The sequence below is a fragment of the Pseudomonas sp. UF-293 genome, from assembly GCF_058245595.1.
The window spans coordinates 286,606-302,752 of the sequence record NZ_JBSICA010000004.1 but is presented as its reverse complement, the minus strand read 5'-3'; the positions used below and the strand labels follow the sequence as shown (position 1 = coordinate 302,752).

General features: G+C 61.2%; 15 protein-coding genes. 6 read left to right on the top strand and 9 right to left on the bottom strand.

Annotation, left to right across the window (positions count from 1 at the left end):
• Positions 1 to 84: 84 nt before the first annotated feature.
• Together AC4IHP_RS07870 and AC4IHP_RS07865 are read right to left on the bottom strand one after the other, a co-directional pair.
• Positions 85 to 1,533, bottom strand: a complete 1,449-nt coding sequence (locus tag AC4IHP_RS07870; RefSeq protein WP_490831371.1) for an aldehyde dehydrogenase family protein — start codon at positions 1,531 to 1,533, stop codon at positions 85 to 87.
• Complete coding sequence (locus AC4IHP_RS07865) at positions 1,533 to 3,170, bottom strand: 5-guanidino-2-oxopentanoate decarboxylase (RefSeq protein WP_490831366.1); 1,638 nt, start codon at positions 3,168 to 3,170, stop codon at positions 1,533 to 1,535. The genes AC4IHP_RS07870 and AC4IHP_RS07865 overlap by 1 nt, the downstream gene beginning before the upstream one ends.
• A 227-nt stretch (positions 3,171 to 3,397) precedes the next feature.
• Between AC4IHP_RS07865 and AC4IHP_RS07860 the strand changes: the two genes are divergently transcribed.
• Positions 3,398 to 4,279, top strand: a complete 882-nt coding sequence (locus AC4IHP_RS07860) for a LysR substrate-binding domain-containing protein (RefSeq protein ID WP_460121084.1) — start codon at positions 3,398 to 3,400, stop codon at positions 4,277 to 4,279.
• 123 nt (positions 4,280 to 4,402) lie between these two features.
• On the opposite strand, the gene AC4IHP_RS07855 is transcribed toward AC4IHP_RS07860, so the two are convergent.
• Both AC4IHP_RS07855 and AC4IHP_RS07850 read right to left on the bottom strand, forming a co-directional pair.
• A complete protein-coding gene (locus AC4IHP_RS07855) occupies positions 4,403 to 5,017 on the bottom strand; it encodes an NAD(P)-dependent oxidoreductase (RefSeq protein ID WP_490831365.1) in 615 nt (204 codons plus the stop codon).
• A 45-nt stretch (positions 5,018 to 5,062) separates the two neighbouring features.
• The gene (locus AC4IHP_RS07850; protein ID WP_490831364.1) at positions 5,063 to 5,941 is read right to left on the bottom strand and encodes an MBL fold metallo-hydrolase; all 879 of its coding nucleotides are present in this window, start codon (positions 5,939 to 5,941) and stop codon (positions 5,063 to 5,065) included.
• Between the two features lie 113 nt (positions 5,942 to 6,054).
• Between AC4IHP_RS07850 and AC4IHP_RS07845 the strand changes: the two genes are divergently transcribed.
• Together AC4IHP_RS07845 and AC4IHP_RS07840 are read left to right on the top strand one after the other, a co-directional pair.
• Positions 6,055 to 6,960 carry a LysR family transcriptional regulator gene (locus AC4IHP_RS07845; RefSeq protein ID WP_460121090.1) on the top strand — a complete coding sequence of 302 codons (906 nt, stop codon included), beginning with the start codon at positions 6,055 to 6,057 and terminating at the stop codon, positions 6,958 to 6,960.
• Between the two features lie 218 nt (positions 6,961 to 7,178).
• Positions 7,179 to 7,355 carry a hypothetical protein gene (locus AC4IHP_RS07840; RefSeq protein ID WP_016773438.1) on the top strand — a complete coding sequence of 59 codons (177 nt, stop codon included), beginning with the start codon at positions 7,179 to 7,181 and terminating at the stop codon, positions 7,353 to 7,355.
• 46 nt (positions 7,356 to 7,401) lie between these two features.
• Here the strand turns inward: AC4IHP_RS07840 and AC4IHP_RS07835 are convergent, their stop codons facing one another.
• On the bottom strand, positions 7,402 to 8,292 hold the full coding sequence (locus tag AC4IHP_RS07835) for a helix-turn-helix domain-containing protein (protein ID WP_460064975.1): 891 nt from the start codon (positions 8,290 to 8,292) through the stop codon (positions 7,402 to 7,404).
• A gap of 175 nt (positions 8,293 to 8,467) precedes the next feature.
• Here AC4IHP_RS07835 and pobA point away from each other — a divergent pair, with 175 nt between their 5' ends.
• Both pobA and AC4IHP_RS07825 read left to right on the top strand, forming a co-directional pair.
• Entirely contained in the window at positions 8,468 to 9,661 is a 1,194-nt protein-coding gene (pobA, locus tag AC4IHP_RS07830) for a 4-hydroxybenzoate 3-monooxygenase (protein WP_490831363.1), read from the top strand.
• Between the two features lie 77 nt (positions 9,662 to 9,738).
• Positions 9,739 to 11,256: an MDR family MFS transporter gene (locus AC4IHP_RS07825; RefSeq protein WP_490831362.1), complete on the top strand. Its 1,518-nt coding sequence runs from the start codon at positions 9,739 to 9,741 to the stop codon at positions 11,254 to 11,256.
• A 125-nt stretch (positions 11,257 to 11,381) separates the two neighbouring features.
• On the opposite strand, the gene AC4IHP_RS07820 is transcribed toward AC4IHP_RS07825, so the two are convergent.
• The 4 genes from AC4IHP_RS07820 to AC4IHP_RS07805 all read right to left on the bottom strand — a co-directional run bounded on the left by AC4IHP_RS07820 (position 11,382) and on the right by AC4IHP_RS07805 (position 15,306).
• Positions 11,382 to 12,230: a cache domain-containing protein gene (locus tag AC4IHP_RS07820; RefSeq protein ID WP_490831361.1), complete on the bottom strand. Its 849-nt coding sequence runs from the start codon at positions 12,228 to 12,230 to the stop codon at positions 11,382 to 11,384.
• Between the two features lie 129 nt (positions 12,231 to 12,359).
• Positions 12,360 to 13,217 carry an ATPase gene (locus AC4IHP_RS07815; protein WP_490831360.1) on the bottom strand — a complete coding sequence of 286 codons (858 nt, stop codon included), beginning with the start codon at positions 13,215 to 13,217 and terminating at the stop codon, positions 12,360 to 12,362.
• Positions 13,218 to 13,333: 116 nt separating this feature from the next.
• Entirely contained in the window at positions 13,334 to 14,326 is a 993-nt protein-coding gene (locus AC4IHP_RS07810) for an NAD-dependent epimerase/dehydratase family protein (RefSeq protein WP_460121103.1), read from the bottom strand.
• Between the two features lie 92 nt (positions 14,327 to 14,418).
• Positions 14,419 to 15,306, bottom strand: a complete 888-nt coding sequence (locus AC4IHP_RS07805) for a LysR family transcriptional regulator ArgP (protein WP_490831359.1) — start codon at positions 15,304 to 15,306, stop codon at positions 14,419 to 14,421.
• Positions 15,307 to 15,402: 96 nt separating this feature from the next.
• On the opposite strand from AC4IHP_RS07805, the gene AC4IHP_RS07800 reads away from it, so the two are divergent.
• Entirely contained in the window at positions 15,403 to 16,005 is a 603-nt protein-coding gene (locus AC4IHP_RS07800; RefSeq protein ID WP_016773432.1) for a LysE/ArgO family amino acid transporter, read from the top strand.
• Positions 16,006 to 16,147 lie beyond the last annotated feature (142 nt).

Genomic DNA, 16,147 nt, shown 5'->3' with positions numbered 1-16,147 from the left:
GGCTCGCTCCCACAGGGAAATGCATTCCAGTGTGGGAGCGAGCCTGCTCGCGAAGGGGTCAGTCCAGGCGATACATCTCTGTGATCAGAGCGCGCGGATCACATGCTTGATCTCTTGAAACGCCGCCACCCCCCAAGGCCCCAGCTCGCGTCCAACACTGCTCTGCTTGTACCCTCCCCACGCCGCCTGCGGGAAGATCACCTGCGGCGCATTGATCCACACCAGCCCCGCCTGCAACGCATTGGCCACGCGATCCGCCGCTGTGGCATCGCGCGTCACTACACTCGCGACCAGGCCGAACTGCGTGTCGTTGGCCAAGGCAATCGCTTCGGCCTCACTGGCAAAACCGCGCACACACACCACCGGGCCGAAAATCTCTTCGCGCCATAACGCGCTGTCCAGCGGCACATCAGTGAACACCGTCGGTTGCAGGAAATAACCGCGCGGCAAATCCGCCGGACGATTGCCGCCACAGAGCAAACGCGCCCCCGCACTCAGGCCGCGATCAATATGCCCAAGCACCCGCTGGTACTGCGCCTGATTGACCAGCGCGCCCATCTCCACTTCCGGGTCGAACGGATCGGCGACTCGAATCGCCTGCGCACGTTTTTGCAGACGCTGAAGAAATTCATCCATCAATTGCTCGGCGACCAGCACCCGACTGGTGGCCGAGCACATCTGCCCGGCGTTGAAGAACGCGCCGCCACAGGCCAGTTCCACCGCCAGTTGCAGATCGGCATCCGCCAGCACCAGCAACGACGATTTGCCACCCAGCTCAAGGCTCACACCCTTCACCGTTTCGGCAGCGCGTTGCATCACCTGCACGCCAACCGCATTGCTGCCAGTGAAGGAGATCTTGGCGATGCGAGGATTGGCCGACAACGGCGCGCCTACCGCCAGCCCGGTGCCGCAGACCAGATTGAACACGCCGTCGGGCAACCCGGATTCAGCGATGATCGCCGCCAGTTCCAGCTCCGGCAACGGCGTCACTTCGGAGGGTTTCAGCACCACGCAGCAACCGGCGGCGAGTGCTGGTGCCAGTTTCCACGCGGTGGTGACCATGGGGAAATTCCACGGCACGATCAGCCCGACCACGCCGCATGGCTCACGCCGCAAGCGTGCGCTGAAATCCTCGCTGGGCAGCGGCACGTTGCTGTCCTGACCGGCATCGAGGCCTTCGGCGAGTTCGGCGTAATAGTCGAAAGTGGCGATCACGTCATCGACATCGATGGCCGCTTCGAACTGCGGTTTGCCATTGTTGCTCGACTGCAGGTTCATCAAGTGTTCGCGACCGTTACGCACGCCGTTGGCGATATTGCGCAGGATCACCGCGCGCTCGGTGCCGGTGGTTTTCGACCAGCGTTTGAACGCCTCGGTCGCCGCGCTGATCGCTTGATCCACGGCTTGCTCGTCACCCCCGTTGACGGTGGTCAGCAGCGCTTCGGTAGCGGGGTTGATCACCCGCAGATGTTCGCGGCCCGACGACCATTGGCCATTGATGTAGAGGCCGTCGAGTGTGGTTGGAAAACTGATCATTGGGCCACCGCCTGCATCCACTGGTTCTGGTCGATTTCAATCAGCGTCGGGCCTTGCCGGTCCGTCGCTTTACGCAGCGCTGCGCGCAATTCGTCGATGCTGCTGATGGCTTGTGCGGCGCAACCGAGGCCCTTGGCTACGGCAACGAAATCCGGGGTGTAGATGTCCACGCCGACCGGTTCAATGGCGCGGTTGACCATGTACTTTTTGATTTCCTCGTAACCCTGGTTATTCCACAGCAGCACGATCACCGGCACCCGCGCTTCGACGGCGCTGGCCAGTTCCGGCAGGGTGAATTGCAAGCCGCCGTCGCCGATGAGGCACACCACTGGCGGTCGCGCGCCGTTATCGAGTTGGCCGCCCAGCCACGCACCAATCGCCGCCGGCAACGCATAGCCAAGCGTGCCGTAACCGGTGGATGCGTTGAACCAGCGACGTGGACGCTCGGGGTTGAAGGTGAGGTTGCCGGTGTACACCGGTTGCGTGGAATCGCCGACGAACACCGCTTCGGGCAATTCGTGCAACACGGTTTCGAGGAAACGCGTCTGCGCCAGCGTTGGCGCATCCCAGCTCGCGGCCAGTTCATTACGCAGACGCGCGGCGCGAACCTGGCCCCAATCACTGCGGCGCTCGGCCAGCGGTTGGTGCGACAAGGCGCTGAGCAATGCTTGTGCGGCGTTGCGCGAATCAGCGACCAGTGCCACGTGCGGCGGGTAGTTGCGCACGGTCTGATCGGCATCGATGTCGATGCGCAGCAGCTTGCCGGGAATCTCAAAGCCGCCGGCAAACGTGACGTCGTAATCGGTCTCGGCCAGCTCGGTGCCGATCGCCAGCACGACGTCGGCTTCAGCGACCAGTGCGCGAGTGGCGACCAGGCTTTGTGTCGAGCCGATCAACAACGGATGGCTGGTCGGCAGCATGCCTTTGGCGTTGATGGTCAGCGCCACAGGAGCGTCGAGCAATTCGGCGAGTCGGGCCAGCTCCGTTGCCGCGTCGATAGCACCGCCGCCGGCAAGAATCAGAGGTCGTTGAGCAGTCGCGAGCAGTTCGCTCATGCGGTCCACGGCAGCCGGAGCGGCGCCGGCGCGGTCGATAGTCACCGGCACGCTGGCGAGCAATTCATCGGCCTCTTCCACCAATACGTCCAACGGAATTTCGATGTGCACCGGACGCGGTCGTCCGGCCTGGAACAGCGCGAAAGCGCGAGCAAGCACCACCGGCAGTTCGGCAGCGGACATCAGCGTGTGCGAGAACGCTGCGACGCCGCCGACCAGTGCGCTCTGGTTCGGCAGCTCATGCAACTTGCCGCGCCCACCACCCAACTGACTGCGCGACTGCACGCTGGAGATCACCAGCATCGGAATCGAATCGGCGTAAGCCTGGCCCATGGCCGTGGTGATATTGGTCATGCCCGGGCCGGTGATGATGAAGCACACACCGGGCTTGCCGCTGGTGCGCGCGTAACCGTCAGCCATGAACCCGGCGCCCTGTTCGTGGCGAGGCGTAACGTGGTTGATGCTTGAACGGGCAAGGCCTCGATACAGCTCAACGGTGTGCACACCGGGAATGCCGAACACTTGCTCGACCCCGTAATTTTCCAACAGCCTGACCAGTACTTCGCCGCACGTTGCCATGTTGATTGCCCTTCATTCCCATAGACAGACACCGGACCCCTGTGGGAGCGAGCCTGCTCGCGAAAGCGCCAGATCAGTCAACATTGGTGTTGATGATGAAACCGTCTTCGCGAGCAGGCTCGCTCCCACAGGGTCCGTGGAGTGCCCATTGGAACGGCGCACACCTAGCAGCAACAATCGATTAAAAGTCATACTAGCCATGTCCTCACGTCATACCTCGGATCGCCATGAAACGCCTGCCACCCCTGCCCGCGCTGCACACGTTCTGGATCACCGCGCAATGCTGCAATTTCACTCGCGCCGCCGAGCAGTTGCACATCACTCAAGGCGCGGTGAGTCGGCAGATCGCCGGGCTGGAGGAACAGCTCGGTTATCCGTTGTTCATTCGTTTGGCCCGAGGGCTGGCGCTGACGGCCGAAGGACGTGAATGGCTACCGCAGGTGGAGAAGGTCTTCGGGCTGATCAGCGAGGCGGCCGAGCACATCGGCCGGACGCGACAAACCTTGCAACTCAAGGCGCCGAGCTGCGTGATGCGCTGGCTGCTACCGCGTCTGCTGCAATGGCAGAAGGAACGCCCGGACGTGCCGGTGAAACTGACGGCCTCGCTGCAACACGGTGTGGATTTTCAGCGCGAGCCCTTCGATGCCGCCGTAATCTACGGCCCGCCGCCTGACCATTCGCCAGGCGCGCTGCATCTGTTCGACGAGCAACTGACACCGGTCTGCTCGCCGCAATTGCTCAAAGGCTCCCCGGCGCTCAATTCACCCAGGGATTTGCAGAATCATCTGTTGTTGCACCCGACCCACGACATTCAGGACTGGTCGGTATGGCTCGATGCAGCAGGATTGCGACTGGGCAACCTTGGCAGCGGGCAGCATTTCGAAACGCTGGATCAGGCGATGTCGATGGCCTCGCACGGCACGGGGGTGGCGATCGGGGACTGGTCGCTGATTGGTGATGATCTGGACGCCGGGCGGCTGGTGATGCCGTTTGAATTGAAGGTGAAGACGGGGCTGGCGTATTACGTGGTGGTGCCGCAGGGCGCGGAACCTTGCGCGGCTCTTCAGCAATTGATGGACTGGTTGGTCGAACAGGCCTGGTCTCGCTGAAAATCTACACTGGCCTGTGGGAGCGAGCCTGCTCGCGAATGCCATCGTTCACTTAGCATGAATGTTGACTGACATGCCGCCTTCGCGAGCAGGCTCGCTCCCACATTGAGACTTCGCCCGGTCTTAGTAACCGACGGTATAACGCTGGCGCGAATGCTTCGGCGTTTCCACTTCGTCAATCAGCGCAATCGCGTAATCGGCAAACGTGATCCAGCTGCGTCCTTCGGCACTGACCAATAGATGATCCTTGCCGACGCGGAATGTGCCACTGCGCTCACCCTCGACGAACTCCGCCGATGGCGACAGGAAAGTCCAGTCCAGTTCCTGCTCGTGACGCAACGCTTCCAGAAAGGCCGCGCCTGCGCTCGCCTCGGCTTTGTATTCGGCCGGGAAACCGGCACTGTCGATCACCCGCGTGTCATCCGGCAGCAACAGCGAACCGGCGCCGCCGACCACCAGCAAACGTTTCACCCCCGCCTGCTTCACCGGCCCGACAATCGCCGAGGCCGGGACGGTGGCGAAATGCGCTGCGCTGATCACCACGTCGTGACCGGCCACCGCCGCTTGCAGCGCCGCCGAATCCAGCACATCGAGGCTCTTGCTGACGACACCGGCGCGATCACCGACCTTTGCCGTATCGCGGGCGATGGCGGTGACGCTATGGCCGCGACGCAGGGCTTCTTCCAGCAGTTGGCTACCGGCACGGCCGGTGGCACCAATGATTGCGATCTTGCTCATGACATTCTCCAGTTGGCTTGAAAATGCTGCGTGTTCAGGTTCGGCTTACCACTGCATCTCGCCCTTGGCGACTTTCGCGCTGAGCTCCAGCGAGCTTTCCTCGCCGAGTTGCGGGTAGCGCTTTTTCATCGCTGCGATCAGTGCAGCAGAGTCTTTGGCCTTGGCGGTTTCAGCATCGAAGGCCTTAATGTAATCAGCGGTGAATTTCACGCTGGCCAGCGAGCGGCTGCTGTCGCCCAGGTAATGGCCGGGCACCACGGTTTGCGGTTTCAGGCTTTCGATGGTGTGCAGGGTGTGCAGCCAGTCGGCGTGGGATTGCGCGGTCTGGGTGTCGGCCATCCACACATGAATGTTCTCGGCGACCACCACCCCACCGACCACCGCTTTCAGCGACGGGATCCATACGAAGCTGCGATCAGGCTGTTTGCCGTCAAGGCCGATCACCTGCAGTTTCTTGCCTTCGAGGGTCAGGCTGTCGCCCGTGAGCACGTCCGGGACGATGGTTTTCGCTGGCACGTCGGCGCCCATTTTCGGCCCCCAGTAGGCCAGTTTGCCGTCGACGGTGTGCTTGATGTGATCGACGGTCGGCTGCGAAGCCAATACTTTCGCCTGCGGGAATGCTTTGATCAGGGTGTCGAGGCCAAAGTAGTAATCCGGGTCACCGTGGCTGATGTAGATGGTGGTCAACTGCTTGCCGCTGGCGCGGATTTTTTCCACCACTTGCTCGGCCTGGGATTTGCCGAATTGCGCATCGACCAGAATCGCTTCTTTCTCACCGCTGACCAGCACCGAGCTGACCGGGAAAATCGCCTGGGTGCCCGGGTTGTAGACATCAAGGCTCAGCTCGGCGGCGGATGCATGGGCGGCAAAGCCGAAAAATGCTGCGGCGAGCAGAACGCGTTTGAAGGGGGTGAAGCCGATCATGTGTTGCTCCGGATTGCGAATGCCAGTCTGGCGATGCAACAGAGCTTAGTTGCCAGACTCAGTACAAAAAATGCGATGCTTGGACATAGTTTGTTTCTGAAAGCGGGCAAATCATGGATCGGCTTCAAGCAATGCGGGTATTTGTCACAGTGGTCGATTTGGGGAGCCAGTCGGCGGCGGCCGACCACCTTGACCTGTCGCGGCCGGTGGTGTCGCGCTATCTGGCGGAGTTGGAAGACTGGGTCGGCGCGCGGCTGATGCACCGCACCACGCGCAAATTGAGCCTGACCGCCGCTGGCAGTGAAATCCTCCCGCGTTGTCGGCAAATGATCGATCTGTCGCAGGACATGCAGGCCGCCGTCAGCGAACCCCATGATGCGCCGCGCGGACTGCTGCGAATCAGCGTGAGCACCTCGTTTGGCCAGGCGCAACTGGCCGATGCGATGGCGGCATACGTCAAGCTTTACCCAGGCGTGAGCATCGATCTGCAAATGCTCGACCGCACGGTGAATCTGGTCGATGAGCGTATCGATCTGGCGATTCGCACCAGCAACGATCTTGATCCGAATCTGATCGCCCGGCGCCTGACCGTGTGCCGCTCGGTGGTCTGCGCAGCGCCGGCTTATCTGCTTGAGCATCCGGCGCCGCAGACGGTTGAGGATTTGAGCCGACACAACTGCCTGACCCATTCCTATTTCGGCAAGAGCCTGTGGCATTTCGAGGAGGATGGCGAACCGGTATCGGTGCCGGTACAGGGCAATATCAGCGCCAACGAGGCCAGCACCCTCCTGCGCGCAACCCTGGCCGGCGCGGGCGTGGCGATGCTGCCGACCTACCAGGCCGGCGTGCATATTCACAACGGCGAACTGCTGCGTTTGCTGCCACATGCAGAACCGCGACGTATGAATATCTACGCGGTGTACGCCTCACGCAAACACATGCCGGCGGCACTGCGCAGCATGCTCGACTTTCTCGTGCAGCGCTTTCCCGATGCCCCGGCCTGGGATGCCGGCCTGTAAACCCGATCCCTTGTGGGAGCGAGCCTGCTCGCGAAGAGGCCAGTACATTCAACATTGATGTCGCTTGCACCACCGCCTTCGCGAGCAGGCTCGCTCCCACATGGGCATCAATTCGCTGAATGGCCGGCTAAATCCTCAAGCGCACTCGCTGGCAAGTGCGCGCCGCTGACCTATGCTCAAAGTAATACCGCAAGGTAGACGTTCAGAGGTCGAACACCATGAACATCAAAACAAAAAGATACGCCGCCATCTTCATCACCTGCGCCGCCACGCTGGCGCTGTATGGCACCGCTGCCTGGCGGGTCGAGCAGTTGCGCCAGCTGCCGCGCGAGTATGCGAGCTGCAACTATGAGCGGTGTATTCCGCACAATGCCACGCTGAACGCATTGCGCTGATAGACCTGACCTGGAATGCAACTCCCCCGGGGGTCTGGCGATGTTCTCAGGATTGTTGCTCGGCCTTCAAGCGGTCGCGGAATGCCTTTGGCGAAATTCCCACGCGGCGGCGGAACAGGCGTGTGAAGTTGGTCGGATCGGAAAACCCCAACAACTCCGACATCTCATAAATTGTCATGCTGGTGTAGGTCAGCAGCCGCTTGGCTTCCAGCAATTGCCGCTCGTGCATGATCTGCAACGCCGGTTGCCCGGCCAGTTCACGGCAGGTGCCGTTAAGGTGCGACACGGAAATGCCCAGGCGATGGGCGAGGTCTTCGACCTTGACGTGCTGGCGGTAAGTCTCTTCCACCAACTGAATGAAGCCGTTGAGGTATTCGCGCTGGCGTTGCGGTCGTTGGCTGGCCTTGTGGCGGACGATCGCCTGGCGGCTGACCCAGACCATGATCACACTGACCAGCGAATGCATGAGCATTTCCCGCGCCGGTTGATGGCCGTTGTACTCGGCCTGCAACGCTGAAAACAGGCTATTCAGATAATCGCCATCCTTGCCGGCCGGGTAGTTTTCCGCCCGGGCCAACGCGTGTACCGAATCGCCCAATTGCGCCTGCAAATGGTTGATCAGCGGCGTGGCCAAGGTGACGATGAAGCCTTCAACATCTTCGGAAAAACGAAAGCCGTGCACCGACAACGGTGGCAGCACCTGTATCGCTGGCGTCTCGAGCTGCGTGCGCTGGCCTTCGATTTCAAGCTCTGCCTGACCTTTGAAAACGAACAGCAGCTGGCACAGATCTGCGTGGCGGTGAGGTTTGATTTCCCAATGGTGCTCGCGACTGCGCGAGGAAATGGTTTCACAGTGCAGCAAGTCCGGGGTCGGCCAGTCCAGGCTTTCACCGTAGAGCTTGAACACCGGAATCGAAGGCAGGGCAGGCTTGTTCATACTTCAATCCAGGCCTCGGGTTTATGGGCGATAATCGCACCGATTGGCAGAATGTACAGGTATCGGCTCAGTTTTCACCTTCAATTGACAGACCCGCAAGGGAAAAATGCAAGCACTCGATCCATAAAATCATTCACCGGCTGTTGCTGCGTGAAGCTTGCGAGTCATAAAAACAATGAAAACCCTGAAAACTCAAGTCGCCATTATCGGCGCCGGTCCTTCCGGACTGCTCCTCGGCCAGTTGCTGCACAACGCTGGCATCGACACGCTTATCCTCGAACGCCAGACTCCCGATTACATTCTTGGGCGCATCCGCGCCGGCGTGCTTGAACAAGGCATGGTAGAGCTGCTGCGTCAGGCCGGCGTCGGTCAGCGAATGGATGCCGAAGGCCTGGTTCATGGCGGCTTCGATCTGGCGCTGGACGGGCGTCAGGTGCACATCGATCTGCACGCGTTGACCGGCGGCAAAACCGTGATGGTCTACGGTCAGACCGAGGTCACCCGCGACCTGATGGCCGCTCGTCGGGAGGCCGGCGCGCCAACAATTTATCAAGCGAGCAATGTCGTTCCCCACGGCATGAAAAGCGACGAAGCTTTTGTCACCTTCGAAAAGGACGGTGAAAGCTGGCGCGTCGATTGCGATTACATTGCCGGTTGCGATGGTTTCCATGGCGTTGCCCGTCAGTCCATTCCTGCCGACTGCCTGAAGATTTTCGAGCGGGTCTATCCATTCGGCTGGCTGGGCATTCTCGCCGACACGCCACCGGTTCACGATGAATTGGTCTACGCCCGCCACGAACGCGGCTTCGCTTTGTGCAGCATGCGTTCGGCCACGCGCACGCGCTATTACCTGCAAGTGCCGGCGGATGAAAACGTCGATGACTGGAGCGACCAGCGTTTCTGGGCTGAGCTGAAAAAACGCCTGCCGCACGCCCTCGCGGAAAAACTGGTGACCGGCCCATCGATCGAAAAAAGCATCGCGCCGCTGCGCAGCTTTGTCGTCGAGCCGATGCAGTACGGGCGCATGTTTCTCGTCGGCGACGCCGCCCATATCGTCCCGCCAACTGGCGCCAAAGGCTTGAATCTGGCCGCCAGCGATGTCAGCACGCTGTTCAACATTCTGCTGAAGGTCTATCGCGAAGATCGCACCGATCTGCTGGAAAAATACTCGGAAATCTGCCTGCGCCGGGTGTGGAAAGCCGAGCGGTTTTCCTGGTGGATGACTTCGATGCTGCATCGCTTTGACGATCACGATGAGTTCAGCCAGCGCATCAGCGCTTCGGAACTGGACTATTTTGTCAGCTCGCAAGCCGGGCAAAAAACCATTGCAGAAAATTACGTCGGGCTTCCGTACGAGGCTATCGAATAGCTTCCTACCGACTTACACTGCGAGCATCTACCCGCGCGCGATGGCCGCGCGGGTCCATCACTGCCCGCAGGTTTTCCGTGACCACTCTCAATCAGCCTGAAACGCCCAAACCGGCCATTCGCAGCGTGCTGGTCGCCTTGATGATGGCGATCTTCCTCGGTGCGCTCGACCAGACCATCGTCGCCGTGTCGATGCCGGCGATCTCCGCGCAATTCAAGGATGTCAGCCTGCTGGCCTGGGTGATTTCCGGTTACATGGTGGCGATGACCGTGGCGGTGCCGATCTACGGCAAGCTCGGCGACCTGTACGGGCGACGCAAACTGATGTTGTTCGGCATGGGGCTGTTCACCCTCGCCTCGCTGTTCTGCGGCATGGCGCAAAGCATGGAACAGCTGGTGCTGGCGCGGATCCTTCAGGGCATCGGCGCCGGCGGCATGATCTCGGTGAGCCAGGCGATCATCGGCGACATCGTCCCGCCGCGTGAACGCGGGCGCTATCAGGGTTATTTCAGCAGCATGTACGCGGTGGCCAGCGTCGCCGGCCCGGTGCTCGGTGGCTACATGACCGAATACCTGTCGTGGCGCTGGGTGTTTCTGATCAACCTGCCGCTGGGCCTTGGCGCGTGGTGGGTGGCACGACGCAACCTGCGCGGCCTGCCGATTCCGCAGCGCAAACCGGTGATCGATTACCTTGGCACGGTGCTGATGATCATCGGCCTCACGGCGTTGCTGCTCGGCATCACTGAAGTCGGCCAGGGTCATTCATGGCGCAGCAGCGAAGTGCTCGGCCTGTTCGCCTGCGCCGTGGTGGTACTGGCGCTGTTCGTCTGGCATGAGCGTCGGGCACGCGAGCCGTTGCTGCCGATGCACCTGTTCGCCAACCGCAGTGCGCTGCTGTGCTGGTGCACGATTTTCTTCACCAGTTTTCAGGCCATCTCGCTGATCGTGCTGATGCCGTTGCGCTTCCAGAGCGTCACTGGCGCAGGTGCCGACAGCGCCGCGCTGCACTTGCTGCCATTGGCGATGGGCTTGCCGATCGGCGCCTATTTTGCGGGCCGCCGCACCTCGATCACCGGACGCTACAAACCGCAGATTCTCACCGGGGCGATCCTCATGCCGATCTCGATTCTCGGCATGGCCTTCAGTCCGCCACAAGCGACGCTGCTCAGCGGTTTGTTCATGCTGCTCAGCGGTATTGCTGGCGGCATGCAGTTCCCGACGTCGCTGGTCGGCACGCAAAACTCGGTGGAACAACGCGACATCGGCGTTGCCACCAGCACCACCAATCTGTTCCGCTCACTGGGCGGTGCGGTGGGCGTGGCGTTGATGTCGGCGCTGCTGCTGGCGTTGCTGCACGATTCCAGTTTTGCCCACCTGGCGAACAGTTCACTGATCAGCGAGGGGCATTCGGGCAACGTCCTGCTCGATGGCCTGAACGCAGCACCCGGCGAAGCGCAGAACGCCTTGCGCGCGGAGCTGCAGGTGACCTTCCGCCACTTGCTCTGGGTCAGCACGGCAGTCTCGTTGCTGGGGCTGGCGGCGGCGATTGCCATGCCCAACAACCTGCTGCGCGGACGGGAGCACGGCGCGAAATAATTGCCGCAACAAATACCACTGTGGGAGCGAGCCTGCTCGCGAAGGCGGTGTGTCATTAACCAATGAATTTGGCTGACACGACGCTTTCGCGAGCAGGCTCGGTCCCACAAGGGAACGGTGTTCGCTCAAGGGCTGTAGTAACCCACCGCGACGAGGAAATGCCCGACCTTTTTCAGGTACGCATGCTTGTCCTCGATCTTGCCGGTCACCGGATTTTTCCAGCGGTATTCATATTCGCCTTCATCCTGCTTGCCGATCAGCGCCAGAATCGGCTCGCCCACAGGTTTGCCTTCCGGGTCCTTGACCTTGCCGAAATCAGTGTTGATCAAACGCAGATTGGTGCCGTGGGCGACATACCGCTGGTTGTTCAGATCGACCACGAAGACATACAGGTCATCCTGCAGATATCCGCCCTTGAGCGAGTTGATCGCCACCAACGTGCCCTTCTCGTCCTTGGCCAGATCCGTCGCGGCTTTATCCAGTAACGCTTTGGCCTGCTCGGCCGAGGCCCGTGGCAGGTAATAACCGACCGCGAGAATGCGCTGCCCGACGCGCTGATAGAACACATGCTTGCGCTCGACCTTGCCGTCGGCCCAGTTCTGCCAGCGGTATTCGGCCTGCTGGATACCGTTGCCTTCCGGCACTTTCAGCGCATCCTTGAATGCCTTCTGCAGATCCGGCCCAAGCACTTCGCTGACATCACGGCCGATCAGCGCCGATGAAGGCCCGCCACTGGCAAGCATCACGCCTTTGGTGTCGAGGACGAACACGTAGCGATCCTTGTCGACGAACTCACCCTGGCGGCTGAATGCGGCAAACGCCTTGTCGCCATTGTCGTGGTAATAGGCCAAGGCTTTTTCCAGCAGGGCGATGGCGGCCTGACTGTCATCCCTGGCGGCAGTGGCGGCGCTGGCCTGGCCGAAACCGGCCAACAGAATCAGGCCGAGCCAGGCCACTTTATGCAAAAACCCCATAGCGCATCCCTCGTTCTTTTTGGTGTTTCAAGAGCGTAGACGGCTTGCGGTCATGTAGAGATATTCAGAGCGTTTCTGAACATTGCGCCGTGAGGCTGACAAGCAATGCTCGCCAGCCTCGATCAGCGCTTACGGGCGGGAATTGATCTGTTGCTGCAGGTTCTGGATCTGCGCCTGCAAGCTATTGAGGTTGCGGGTCATCTGCGCGCGGAACGCATCGAACTCGGCAGTATTGCCGCCACCCTGTGGCGCTGCCGGGCGGTTGTCCTGCTGACTTTTCAGCACCACGATGTCCTGCTCCAGACGATCGATCGCTGCGCTCGGGTTGCCCTGCTTCTTCAGCGCGGCGATATCGGCGCCGAGGCTTTTGAACTGGGCATCGAAGGCTTTCAACTGGGCATCGACCTTGCTGGTATCGGCCAGAGTACTTTTGATCGTCGCCAGCTCAGCACTCAGGGCTTTGACCTGCGCCTGCAATTGGGTATTGGCGTTCTGTTGTTCGGTGGTCTGCGCGGTCATTTGCGCCAGCCGCTTGTCCAGGTCGCTGGCCTGCCCGGCCACGCCTTGCTGCTGCTTGCTCTGGTCAAGCAGCTTGGCTTCGAGTTGCTTGATCTGCAGCTTCAGCGCTTCGCTGTCGCTGCTGACGTTGCTCTGGCTGGCAACGACCTTGCCGGAAATATCCTGCAGGCGCCCCGCCGCTTCTTCGCTGATGCGCGCAAAGCTTTCCTGGGTGGCGACCAGTTGCTGTTCCATCAGCGAGATCTGCTGGAAGCTCCACCAGGCCAGGCCGATAAAGGCGAAAAACAACGCACCGACCAGCGCCCACAGCGGCCCGGTGCTGGCGGCCTTGACCTTGACCACTGGCGCACTGCGCGAATGCACGGAAGTACGGGGGCCGGGCGCGATGTCATCGTCATCGAACGGGTCGGCGCGCAGGCTTGGCACGTTGTCGAAATCGTCGTCGTGGGCATCGTTTCGCATGGACATTGAGGCAACCTTTGGCAAACGCGGTGATGGCTAAATGCTGCGAAGTATAACCGCCGCAGCCGCAGGCATTGACCCTCAAGCCGCAAGGCGGTTCATTGCCGCCCGGCCGAATCGTTTCAACGGATGTCCTGAGCTTTCCACCACGCACAGAACTCATCGAGGGCAGCCCACAGGCTGACTTTCGGGTCGTAGTCGAGATAATGCCGGGCGCGGCTGATGTCGAGGGTGAAATTTTTCTTCATGACTTGCATGCCCAGGCGCGACAGGGTCGGCTCAGGGCGTCCCGGCCAGAGCATGCACGCGCCCTCGTTGAGCGCCGCGACGCTGTAGGCCAGACCGTACGAGCGGTATTTGCGCACCTGATCGACGTCCATCCGCCGCATCACGTAATTGACCACGTCCCACAGCGGCACCGGCGTGCCGTTGCTGATGTTGTAGGCCTTGCCCAGCGCCGAACCTTGGGCCAACAGGCTGCTGAGCATGGCTTCGTTGAGGTTCTGCACGCTGGTGAAATCGACCTTGTTCAAGCCGTTGCCGATGATCGCCAGACGCCCCTTGCGCTGCATCTTCAACAGGCGCGGGAAGATGCTCATGTCGCCGGCACCGGTGACGAAACGCGGGCGCAGTGCGATGGTTTCCAGACCGAATTCCTGGGCACCGAAGACCTTTTGCTCAGCCAGATACTTGGTCGCGGCGTAGGGATGCTTGAAGCGCTTGGGCACTTGCTCTTCGGTCAGGCCGAGATGGTCGCGGCCATCGAAATAGATCGACGGCGACGACAGATGCACCAGCCGCCGCACCCGCTGCTTGAGGCACGCTTCGACGACGTTTTCGGTGACTTCGACGTTGCCCTGATGAAAGTCCTGATAACGCCCCCACACGCCGACAGCACCGGCGCAATGCACCACGGCTTCGACGTCACGGCACAGGTCGCGTACCAGATTGGCGTCGGTCAGATCGCCCGGCACAAATTCCGCCCCCCGGCGCACCAGATGCTCGACACTCTCGGCCCGGCGACCGTTGACCCGCACTTCAAGGCCCTGCTCCAGAGCGAAACGCGCAAAGCGCCCGCCAATAAAGCCACTGGCGCCGGTAACCAAAATTTTCATCAAAAACTCCAGGGAAGCAGCTGCAAGCTTCGAGCTTCCAGATGCAAGTTGAAACGGTGCGTGTTCTTGCTGCTTGACGCTTGTCGCTGCGTTCAAGCCACTAGCCATTGCTTTGAGGAGCGCAGCAGTTGTTCGGTCAGCAGGTTCAGCAACTGGCCGCCATTGCGCCAATGATGCCAGTACAGCGGCACGTCGATCGGTTTATCTGGCAGCAATTCGCACAACTCGCCGCGTTGCAATTGCTCGCGCACCTGCAGTTCCGGCACCAGGCCCCAGCCGAGTCCAGCCTCGGTCAGGCGAATGAAGCCTTCGGAGGACGGGCATAAATGGTGCTCGAACGCGCCGTCGACGCCTAACAGCGCCAGATAGCGATGTTGAAGAAAATCGTCCGGACCGAACACCAGCGCCGGGGTGCGCGGCAGCTGTTCGGCGCGCACGCCATCGGGAAAATGCCGAGCGATGAACGCTGGACTGGCCAGCGCCCGATAGCGCATGGCGCCGAGCAATACGCTGCGTGCGCCGGCCACCGGGCGCTCGCTGGCGCACAGGCAGGCGGCCACTTCACCGGCACGCATGCGCTTGAGGCCGACGGTCTGGTCTTCGACGATCAGGTCGAGCAACAAATGCTGCTCGGCGCAGAAGCCGCCGACCGCCTCGGCCCACCATGTTGCGAGGCTGTCGGCGTTGAGGGCGATGCGCAGGCGATCGGGCAGACCTTCTTCGTCGAGCGCCGGCACCGCTGATTGCAAGTCACGCTCGAGCAAACGCACTTGTTGCACATGGTTGAGCAAGCGCCGGCCGATCTCGGTTGGCGCTGGCGGTGTTTCGCGTACCAGCACGGGTTGGCCGACGCGTGCCTCGAGCAATTTGATGCGCTGGGAGATCGCCGACTGCGACAGACCAAGCACCTGCGCGGCGCGGTCGAACCCGCCCTGCTCAACCACGGCGGCCAGCGCGGAAAGCAATTTATAGTCGAACATCAGTTTTCCTAATGGGCGATCAGCACTATTGGTTTTTCTTATACAGCCCCACACCGGAGAATAGCCAGCAAGCATCTTCTTTCAAGGATATTCCCCATGTGGCAAAGCTACGTAAACGGCCTGTTGGTGGCGTTCGGCCTGATCATGGCGATCGGTACGCAGAACGCTTTTGTCTTGGCGCAAAGCCTGCGTCGTGAACACCATCTGCCCGTGGCGGCATTGTGCGTGGTGTGTGACGCGATTCTGGTCGCAGCTGGGGTGTTCGGCCTGGCGACGATCCTGGCGCAGAACCCGACCCTGCTGGCGATCGCCCGTTGGGGCGGCGCAACGTTTCTGATCTGGTACGGCAGCCAGGCGCTGCGCCGGGCCTGCTCGAAGCAGAGCCTTGAGCAAGGCGAGAATCAAACCGTGCGCTCGCTGCGCGCGGTGATGCTCAGCGCGCTGGCGGTCACCTTGCTCAACCCCCACGTTTATCTCGATACGGTGTTGCTGATCGGCTCGCTGGGCGCGCAGCAATCGGTGCCGGGCGCTTATGTGGTCGGCGCGGCGAGTGCCTCGCTGCTGTGGTTTTTCACCCTCGCCCTCGGCGCCGCGTGGCTGGCACCGTGGCTGGCCCGCCCGAGCACTTGGCGCATTCTCGATCTGGTGGTGGCGCTGATGATGTTCGCCGTCGCCGCGCAACTGATCATCGCTGGATGATTAATTGCAATGCTCTGGAACCTCTATCCCACACAGTTGTTGCGTGGTTAAGGCGCGACCCCGGTGCTATGATCCGAACCCTGCGCCGCAAAGAGTAAAAACTCGCCGGTGCATTTCCGGCCGCCCGTGATCGGCCTTGCGC

What these genes read in the sequence shown, in the direction of transcription:
- AC4IHP_RS07865 (WP_490831366.1), bottom strand. Translation starts at nt 3,170, where the DNA reads ATGGCAACGTGCGGCGAAGTACTGGTCAGGCTGTTGGAAAATTACGGG.
- AC4IHP_RS07860 (WP_460121084.1), top strand. Translation starts at nt 3,398, where the DNA reads ATGAAACGCCTGCCACCCCTGCCCGCGCTGCACACGTTCTGGATCACC.
- AC4IHP_RS07855 (WP_490831365.1), bottom strand. Translation starts at nt 5,017, where the DNA reads ATGAGCAAGATCGCAATCATTGGTGCCACCGGCCGTGCCGGTAGCCAA.
- AC4IHP_RS07850 (WP_490831364.1), bottom strand. Translation starts at nt 5,941, where the DNA reads ATGATCGGCTTCACCCCCTTCAAACGCGTTCTGCTCGCCGCAGCATTT.
- AC4IHP_RS07845 (WP_460121090.1), top strand. Translation starts at nt 6,055, where the DNA reads ATGGATCGGCTTCAAGCAATGCGGGTATTTGTCACAGTGGTCGATTTG.
- AC4IHP_RS07840 (WP_016773438.1), top strand. Translation starts at nt 7,179, where the DNA reads ATGAACATCAAAACAAAAAGATACGCCGCCATCTTCATCACCTGCGCC.
- AC4IHP_RS07835 (WP_460064975.1), bottom strand. Translation starts at nt 8,292, where the DNA reads ATGAACAAGCCTGCCCTGCCTTCGATTCCGGTGTTCAAGCTCTACGGT.
- pobA (WP_490831363.1), top strand. Translation starts at nt 8,468, where the DNA reads ATGAAAACCCTGAAAACTCAAGTCGCCATTATCGGCGCCGGTCCTTCC.
- AC4IHP_RS07820 (WP_490831361.1), bottom strand. Translation starts at nt 12,230, where the DNA reads ATGGGGTTTTTGCATAAAGTGGCCTGGCTCGGCCTGATTCTGTTGGCC.
- AC4IHP_RS07815 (WP_490831360.1), bottom strand. Translation starts at nt 13,217, where the DNA reads ATGTCCATGCGAAACGATGCCCACGACGACGATTTCGACAACGTGCCA.
- AC4IHP_RS07810 (WP_460121103.1), bottom strand. Translation starts at nt 14,326, where the DNA reads ATGAAAATTTTGGTTACCGGCGCCAGTGGCTTTATTGGCGGGCGCTTT.
- AC4IHP_RS07805 (WP_490831359.1), bottom strand. Translation starts at nt 15,306, where the DNA reads ATGTTCGACTATAAATTGCTTTCCGCGCTGGCCGCCGTGGTTGAGCAG.
- AC4IHP_RS07800 (WP_016773432.1), top strand. Translation starts at nt 15,403, where the DNA reads ATGTGGCAAAGCTACGTAAACGGCCTGTTGGTGGCGTTCGGCCTGATC.